This is a genomic window from Candidatus Burkholderia verschuerenii, from assembly GCF_001189365.1.
Lineage (GTDB): Bacteria > Pseudomonadota > Gammaproteobacteria > Burkholderiales > Burkholderiaceae > Caballeronia > Caballeronia verschuerenii.
In genome coordinates this window covers 1-8,623 of sequence record NZ_LFJJ01000225.1, presented here as the reverse complement: position 1 = coordinate 8,623, position 8,623 = coordinate 1, and the positions used below count along the sequence as shown (strand labels likewise).

Annotated in this window: 5 protein-coding genes; 4 read left to right on the top strand and 1 reads right to left on the bottom strand. The window is 62.7% G+C overall.

What is annotated here, in order from left to right:
- The first annotated feature begins 499 nt into the window (after nt 1-499).
- The 3 genes from BVER_RS25660 (at nt 500) to BVER_RS25655 (ending at nt 4,705) form a co-directional block, all read left to right on the top strand.
- Nucleotides 500-2,644 (top strand): chemotaxis protein CheB, encoded by a 2,145-nt coding sequence (locus BVER_RS25660; RefSeq protein ID WP_050455661.1) that lies wholly within the window; start codon nt 500-502, stop codon nt 2,642-2,644.
- Nucleotides 2,526-2,879, top strand: a complete 354-nt coding sequence (locus BVER_RS34540; RefSeq protein ID WP_232316773.1) for a sensor histidine kinase — start codon at nt 2,526-2,528, stop codon at nt 2,877-2,879. The genes BVER_RS25660 and BVER_RS34540 overlap by 119 nt, the downstream gene beginning before the upstream one ends.
- Before the next feature lie 74 nt (nt 2,880-2,953).
- Nucleotides 2,954-4,705, top strand: coding sequence for a response regulator (locus BVER_RS25655; RefSeq protein ID WP_083452353.1), 1,752 nt, complete (start codon nt 2,954-2,956; stop codon nt 4,703-4,705).
- Here BVER_RS25655 and BVER_RS32895 read toward each other — a convergent pair.
- On the bottom strand, nt 4,691-6,559 hold the full coding sequence (locus tag BVER_RS32895) for a response regulator (protein WP_269750807.1): 1,869 nt from the start codon (nt 6,557-6,559) through the stop codon (nt 4,691-4,693). The genes BVER_RS25655 and BVER_RS32895 overlap by 15 nt on opposite strands.
- Before the next feature lie 401 nt (nt 6,560-6,960).
- Between BVER_RS32895 and pdxR the strand changes: the two genes are divergently transcribed.
- The gene (gene pdxR / locus BVER_RS25645; protein ID WP_198155364.1) at nt 6,961-8,469 is read left to right on the top strand and encodes a MocR-like pyridoxine biosynthesis transcription factor PdxR; all 1,509 of its coding nucleotides are present in this window, start codon (nt 6,961-6,963) and stop codon (nt 8,467-8,469) included.
- Nucleotides 8,470-8,623 lie beyond the last annotated feature (154 nt).

The following is an 8,623-nucleotide window of genomic DNA, read 5'->3' as shown; positions in this document are numbered from 1 at the left end:
TACCAGCATCGAGCGCTATGTCGCACGCTACAACCAGCACAACCGTCCATTTGTCTGGACCGCAACCGCCGATTCCATCCTTCAGAAAGTGGCTCGGTTATGTAAAGTTATTTCTGGGACGGAACACACTAGTGACGCCGACGATCGTGAACGCCTCGTCAGGCTGCAGGATCAACAACGGTGTAGGCGTCGATTCGAAGACGAGCCGCAAGTTCTCTGCCGACAGCGCGTTCTTTTTATGCATGATGTTGGGCCGGCGAAGCCCGGTCCAGGTCACCGACCGGACTCGCTGGCTGAGCTCAAAGCACCTGTCGTCTTGCTAGGCGCAAGTTTTTCGATGGGGCTCATGGTGAGCCGTCGCTTACTTGTGGCAGCAAGCGTTATGCCGCTGGAATGGCGGCGAGCCGTCGCAAGGCTTAAGGGCCGGATCGATTTGCGCTACTCTAAGAACCTCCCCCGAACGCCCACGCATCACAAGCCCCACGACCGGAGACGCAAGATGGACCCTGCCGAACTCCTGCGCGACACGGAGTCAGCCGACGCTGCGTTCGATATCGTGGTCATCGGCGCGTCGGCGGGCGGCGTTCCGGCGCTGCGCGAACTCGTCGACGGGCTTCCGGCCGATTTCCCGTTGCCTGTCGTGGCGATGATGCATCTCCCGGTCGGCGCGCAGATCGAGATCGCGCTGCAGCGACTTCCTCTGCCGGTTCAGCGGCTCGCGACCGACCCATCGCGCCCGGCGCGCTATTGCTGTGTCCGCCGAACGCGTATGTCGAGCTGTTTCCGGACGGCACCTGCGTCGTGTCGCCGATACTGGACAACGAGCGATCGAGACCGATCGATCGTCTGTTCTTTTCGACGGCGCATAGTTTCGGCGCGCGCGATCGGCGTGATCCTCAGCGGCATGAACAACGACGGCTCGATCGGCGCGCGAGAATTGCGCGAAGCCGGTGGCCGTCTGCTCGTGCAAGCGCCCGACGATGCGGAACACGCGGACATGCCCATCGCCGCGATCGCGACGGGCGCGGTGGATCTCGTCGTGCCGATCGCGAGTCTCGGCGAAGTCATCGCGGAATTCGCCCAAGGCTCGCCGCGTCCGAATGCGCTGACCGAACTGCGCGCGATCGAAGCCGCGTTCGGCGCCGTCGCCGACGTCGCCCTTGCCGCACGCGATGTCGACTGGCAGCGAACGCCGCTCGGATCCGCCCTCACCTGGCCGGAACGTCTGAAGCTGATGATTCGCGAAACGCTCGATTCCGCTCATCCGAGCGCGATCTGGTGGGGCCCGCAACTGACGGAGATCTACAACGACGCGTGGCGCCCTTTCCTCGGACCGAAACATCCCGGCGCGCTGGGCAAGCCCGCGCGACAGACATGGGAGAACGAGTGGGGGCGCATCGGCCCACTCGTCGAAAGCGTCTTCCACGATGGCGAAGCCATCGCCGGCGAAGAGCTGCCTTTATTAGTTATCCGTAACGATGTGCTGGAACAGGCGTTCATCAGCTTCTCCTACACGCCGCTGCGCGATATCGCCGGAAAAGTGCTGGGCGTTCGATGCACCATCTGGGAAACGACGCGAACGATCGTCGCGCAACGACGCATGCGCCTGCTGCAAACGCTGAGCACCTGCATGGCGCGCGCACTTACGCGACACGAAGCCTGCACGCTTGCCGCCGATGCATTGGCCACCGATCCATCCGAAGTGCCGTTCGCGTTGCTCTACCTGATCGACGCGCAACGCCGTCAGGCGACGCTCGCCTGCGCAGCGCGTCTCGATGCGGGATCGGACGCCGCGCCGCGTGTGGTGCATATCGACCGCGACATCGCCGAGACGTGGCCGCTCGCGAAGGTCTTGCCCGACTCGCCGTCGGAAACATGTCCACCGTTTCTGATCGAGTCGATTCAGCGTTATCTGCCGCTAAGAGGCAATGTGCAGCCTGAGCGCGCGGTGCTTGCGGCGGTTCAGGCGGTGCCGCCGGGCGTCACGCAAGGCGTCCTCGTGCTGGGTTTGTCGAGACACCGCCCGTTCGATGAAGCGTATCTCCGTTTCGTCGAGGCATTGAGCCGGCAACTGGCATCGGGACTCGGCGATGCGCGCTCGAAGGAACTGGAACGCGAACGCCTCGACCAGTTGACCACGCTCGATCGCGCGAAGACCGATTTTTTTTCGAATGTCAGTCACGAATTTCGCACGCCGCTTACGCTATTGCTCGTGCCGCTGGAAGAGCTCGCTCGCGGGCATGACGCGCTGCCGGAACCGATCGGCCGGCAACTCGACGTCGCCGTGCGTAACGCGCGCAGGCTTTTGCGGCTGGTCAACAACCTGCTCGATTTTTCGCAGATGGAGATGCGCGGCCGTCAGGCGCCCATCGCGCCAGCCGACATCGCCGTGTTGACGGCCGATATCGCCAGCGCGTTTCGCAGCGCGATCGAATCGGCCGGCATGGAGTTGCGCGTCGAAATCGGACCGGACTTGCCGCTGGTGCCGGTCAACAACGTCCATGTGGGAACAAATCGTCTCGAATCTGCTGTCGAACGCGTTCAAGTACACCTTCGACGGCACGATCACGGTAAGCATCAAGGCGCTGCGTCAGCATGCGGAACTCATCGTCAGCGATACGGGCATCGGCATTCCGCTCGATGAGCAGCCGAATATCTTCAAACGCTTTTATCGCGTGCGCGGCGCGCGGGCGCGAACGGCCGAAGGCTCGGGCATCGGTCTCGCGATGGTGCAGGACCTCGTGAAGCGCATGGGGGGCCAACTCACCATGCGCAGCCGCGAAGGTTACGGCAGTACGTTCACGATCTGGATGCCGCTGAACGCGCAACCGTCGCGCCGCGCGCCCGCCGAATCGCTGCCCGCCGAACCACCGCAATAGGCCGCCGCGCTCGCCGATGAAGCGTCGCGCTGGTCCGACGCGGGGCTGCCCGTCGAGGTGATCGGATCGAGGACATGCTGGCCCCGGCGATGGAAACGCAGGGCCGCTCGCGAGGGCAACTGCTGGTCGTCGACGACAACGCGGATCTGCGCGAATATCTGCGTCGTCTGCTCGGGCCGCAATGGGACGTCATGCTCGCGAGCGACGGCGCGCAGGCATTGACGCTCGCGCGTCAGACCTCGCCCGATCTCGTGCTCGCCGACGTCATGATGCCGGAAGTAGACGGCTTCCAGTTGCTCAAGCAGATTCGTCTGGAGCCGCGTCTGGTTCACGTTCCCTTCGTCTTGCTGACCGCGAGAGCCAGCGAGGATGCGGCCATCGAAGGTCTGCTCGCAGGCGCGGACGATTACATCGCGAAGCCCTTTTCGCCGCGCGAACTGGCGGCCCGACTCGTCGCGGCGCTCGATTGCGCGCGCGGCGCGGCGGCATTGCGCACGAGCGAGGAAAAATTCCGCACGCTGTTCGAAACGATGGGACAAGGCTACACCGATTGCGAACTGATACGCGACGCCGACGGGCGCACCGTCTCCTACCGCCTGATCGACTGCAATCCGGCGTGGGAACGGCTCACGGGCCTGTCCGCCGCCGACTGTCGCGGCCGCGACGTGCGCGAGTTTGTGCCCGGTCTCGAACAGTTCTGGGTCGACGTGAGCGAGCGCGTCGTGCGACTCAATCGGCCGGAGCGCGTCGAGCACGAACTCGCCGCGCTTCAAGTATGGTTCGAGGTGAATTTCTATGCGGCGGGCGGCGATCGATTTAATACGTTATACGAAGATATCACCGAACGAAAACGCGCCGAGGCCGCGTTGCGCGCGAGCGAGGAGCGATATCAGTCGCTGTTTGCGGCGTCGCCGGTTCCGTTCATGGTGCTGGCGGCCAACCCGCCGGATTTCACCATCACCGCTGCAAACGAAGCCTATCTCGCCGCCACGCTCACGACGCGCGAAGGTCTCATCGGACGCAGACTGTTCGATGTCTTCACCGATGACCCGAACCGCCCCGGCGATCACGGCTCCGATGCGCTCGCAATCTCGCTCAACCGCGTTCTGAGCCTGCGTCGCACGGACGCGATGCCTCGCGTGCGATACGACATCGTGACGCCGGGCGGCGGCTTCGAACCGCATTGGTGGCTGGCGATCAATGCGCCGATGCTCGACGCCGACGGCAACGTGAAGGCGATCATCCATCAGGTCACGCGCGTCACCGAATTGCACCACGCCGAAGAGGCGCAGCGCGAGCATCAGGAACGTCAGACGTTTTTGCTGACCTTGAGTTACGTGCTGCAGGCGGAAACGCAGGAAAGCGTCATCGCCGGGCAGGCCGTGCGGCTGGTCGCCGAAAGGCTGAACCTGGACCGCTGCTATACCGCGACGTATCGACCTGGCGACGACGTGTGGCGCATCGAGGCCGCGATCGCTCGCGAAGGCATGCCACCGCTGCAAGCGGCGATGAAACCCTTCGAGCATCTGCAAGCCGCCGACATGCTGACGAAACCCACGCGCGTATTCGACGACGTGGCGGCCAATCCCGCTCTGTCCGACATCGACCAGGCGCACTTCGCCGCGATGGATGTAGCCGCGTTGATCGCGCCCGCGCTTCGGCAAGCCGAAAACAAGACGATGTGGTCGCTCGTCGGCGCGAGTGCGACGCCGCGCAAATGGACGAGCGCCGAGATCGCCCTGCTCGAAGAGGCGACCGAGCGCGTCTGGGCCGCGCTGGAACACGCCCGCGCGACGGCACGCCGCGTTGCATCAGGTCCGCGATAGATCGACGGATGACGGCGCATTGCGCTCCGACACCGCCAGCGCGATCGTGCAATGAACGCCGTCGCGTTCGATGACGAAGCTCGTCTCCGCGCCGAGCTGAAACGGCAATGCGCGTTCGATCAGTTCGCGTCCCGAGCCGCGTCCGCCCGTCGTCGCATCGCTTGCAGGCATCGGCGCGCCCTGCTCTTTCCAGTCGATATACAGCCACGGACGCCCGTCGCCGCGCAGCCGATCGACATGCCAGCGAACCTCGAGTTGCCCTTGCGGATGACCGAGCGCGCCGTACTTCAGCGCGTTGGTGGCGAGTTCGTGGATCGCCAGCGCAAGCGTCTGCACGGTCGACGAACGCAGCGCGACATCGCTCGGCCCGTCGAGCCTGATACGCTCCGCATCGCCGCTGATGGCGGATAGCTCCGAGCGCAGCAGCTCGTCGAAGGTCACGCGATCCCAGTCGTTCAGGCGCGACAGCAGCCCTTGCACGCGCGCGAGCGCATCCAGACGCTTGCTGAAGCGCGTGCCGAAATCGAAATCGGCGAGATCGGTCGAGCGGCGCCCGGTCTTGTCTGCCATCGAGCGCACCACGCTCATCAGATTGCGCGTGCGATGCTGCAACTCGGCGACGAGTATCTTCTGCCGCTCTTCCCAGTCGCGCCGTTCGGTAATGTCCTTGAACAGGATGCCAATCCGGCGTTCGTGCGGATCGTCGATGGGGAAAGCGTAGACGTCGTACCAGAAGCCGAGCGCTTCCGCGCGCCGTTCGAATCGCTCGGCGCGACCGCTCGACGCGATGCGGCCGTAGATATCGAACCAGTGCTGTTCGTGTGCGGGGACGAGCGCCAGCATGCGTTTTCCGCCGACATTCCGCAAGCCGGTCTGATGCTCGAACGCGGTATTGGTCTCGATAAAACGATAGTCGATTGCGCGGTCTTCGTCGTCGAACAGCACGGTCACGGTGCAGAAACCTTCGTCGATCGAATCGAACAGCGTTCGATATTTCTTCTCGCTTTCGCGCAATGCCTTCTCGGCCCGCGCGCGATCGGCGGCGACCAGTGTGCGCTCCAGCACGTCTTGAACGAGCGTGCTTTGCGCATCGGTCCAGTTTCTTGTTTCGCTATTCAGGAAACCGAAATATATCGTGCTTTGATCCCGAGTCAGCGAAGCGAGTAAGAGCGCGCACGCCCCGGCTTCGAGCCATACGCGGGAGGATAATCGCGGATCGTTCGCAAGGTCGGAAATCGCGATCGCATCGCTGCGCTGAAAGCCGTCTTCCTTGCCGCGATACGCGATCGTTGCAGGCAGCGCTCGTCCGCGTCGAATATGCTGCGCGCGTATATGCAGGGCATCGCCGTCGCTTTCCGCATGGAATGCGACATCAGCCTGCAGATGATCGCCCAGCAATCGAATGGCGGCGGCCAGCATGTCGGTGTCTTCGGTGCAGGAGGCAAGCTCGTCGCTGATCTCGAGCAGGAACGCCTGCCGCTCCTCGCGTTCGCGTATCACGGCTTCGCGTCGCTCTCGGGCGAGCATCAGATTGGCCGACACTCTTGCGACCAGTGCGCGTGCGGAGAACGGCTTGGTCAGATAATCGTCCGCGCCCGCTTCCATGCCTTCGGCGCGCGCCTCTTCGCCCGCGCGGGCGGATAGCAGAATGACGGGCGTGTCCTTCAATCGCGCATCGGCGCGGATCGATTCGAGTAGCGCTAGTCCGTCGATAACGGGCATCATCACGTCCACGAGAATTAGGTCGGGCCGATGCGTGCGCGCCGATTCGAACGCGGCCTCGCCGTTGACGACCGCCGTCACCGACAGACCGTGCGCCGTGAGCAAGCGCTCGACGTAAGCGCGCTTGTCGATTCAACAGCGCGTAGTCTCCTTCGCCTTTATACGCTCGACCTGGACCAACTTGCTTGTTCGGTTCGATGACTGTGATTGTGGCTTTTTCAACCCCAATAGCCGAATGAAATAGCCGAATGCCGAACAATTGTATCCACAACGCTGATCCCGGCAGCGCCTCCGCCAATAACCACGATCTCCATCCCTACCTCTTTTGTCGGTTCTTTGAAAAAAGACGCTACCGGCATTGGCGTTCTCTGACTTCGACGCAGAGGCTCAGCGACAAGAACGAGCGGCAGGTGGACGCCTATCTATGTATGGAACTATCCGCCTTTTTCTGGTTGAATAGGAAGAACCAGAAAATGCCTTTGCGATTGGATCACTTCATGAAAGGGAGAACACCTGTTTAACTGGATTTGCCCGTGCCCGCCCAGCTTTCCGATCTCGGCAGCACCGTCGCAAAACAGGAAGTGGCCTATGCCACGCTGCGGGACGCCATTCTCGGAGGCGTCCTTGGCGTTGGCTTGACGATGCCCTCGACGCGGGCCTTGGCTCTCCGCTGGCGCTTGTCGCGGGGCACCATGGAGACCGTCTATGACCGCCTGTGCTCGGAAGGCTATCTGTGCCGCCGACGAGGGGCGGGAACTTTCGTCAGTGCCACGATCCCTGACAGCTATCTCATGGCGCGGCCGATGGAGCCGCAGCGCGAGGCAACCGTTGAGGACGCCCGAAGCGAGCGGACGCAATCCAACTCTTACAAGCAGGCGGAGAGAGATGTGCGTGTCGGAACGCCCTTTGTCGCGCGCTTGCCCGATCCTGATCTTTTCCCGTTGAAAGATTGGTCGCGCCATGTGGCTAAGACTATCGCGGCAAATAGCGCGCAGATACGCGGGAAAGCCGACCCGGCCGGCCTGCCGTCCCTGCGCATGCAGATCGCCGATTACCTTCGCAAGTTCAGGAATATCGATTGCGGCCCCGACGATGTTTTCATGACGAGCGGCATTCGCCACGCCATCGACCTCATCTGCCGGGCCTTCGTAACGAAGGGAGACAAGGTTTGCGTCGAGGACCCCTGCTACCCTTTCGCATATGAGATATTTGCCTTGTCAGGTGCCGCCGTCGCACATGTTCCCGTGCATCTCGCCGTGCATCTCGACGGTATCCAGACCAGTATTCTTCGACGGCATGGCGACGCGAAGCTGGTTTATGTGACGCCCGCACACCAGTCGCCGCTCGGCATGACCATGGCCGTCAGTCATCGTCTGGAACTGCTGGAATGGGCGGAATCGAACGACGCGATCATCATTGAAGACGATTATGACAGCGAATTCAGCTACAGCGGTGCTCCCTTGCCCGCGCTGATGTCCGTCGATCGCTCCGGACGGACCATCTATTGCGGCAGCTTCAACAAGACACTTTCATTAGACATGCGAGTCGGTTTCGTCGTCGCCAAAGGAGATGTTCGTCGGACGCTTTCAGATATTTGGCGGCTGGTCGGGCGATCGACCGGACTTGCCGAACAGATCGCGCTCGAAAGCTATCTGAGGACGGGTGCCTTCGCCCGCCATTTGCGGGTTGCTCGTCATGCTTACGTGCAACGCCGCGATTGCCTCCTGCGCATCCTGGAGAGTCGCGCGCGCGGCCTATATTTGGTCTCCGGTCACGAGGCAGGTCTTCATTTCCTCCTCTGGCTGCGAAATGGCCAAAGCGAAGCGGAGTTCTGCGCGCGGGCGGCAAGCGAGGGCATCGCGCTGCAACCGCTTTCCGCCTTCTGTTGCCAGACGGTATTTCCGCCCACCGTTGTCGTGGGATACGCGGCACTGGCGATGCATCAGATCGAGGAAGCCGGTGCCAAGCTGGCGGCTATTCTCGCGGAGAATTCGCAGTGCGCGGCGTTGCCGCGCGATGGCGGGCGTCGCTGCGATGTTTGAGGTCTCCGCGCCGCCCGCCATCGCTCACGCCATCGGTTATATCGGGTCGGTTGACGCTTGCCGTGCAGCGATTGGCGTCTATGGTTTATTGTCGTCCGCGAACGCGCTTTTCCCCTTTTCGGCCCAGAGCGCACGCGCCTTGTCGCGGTCATCG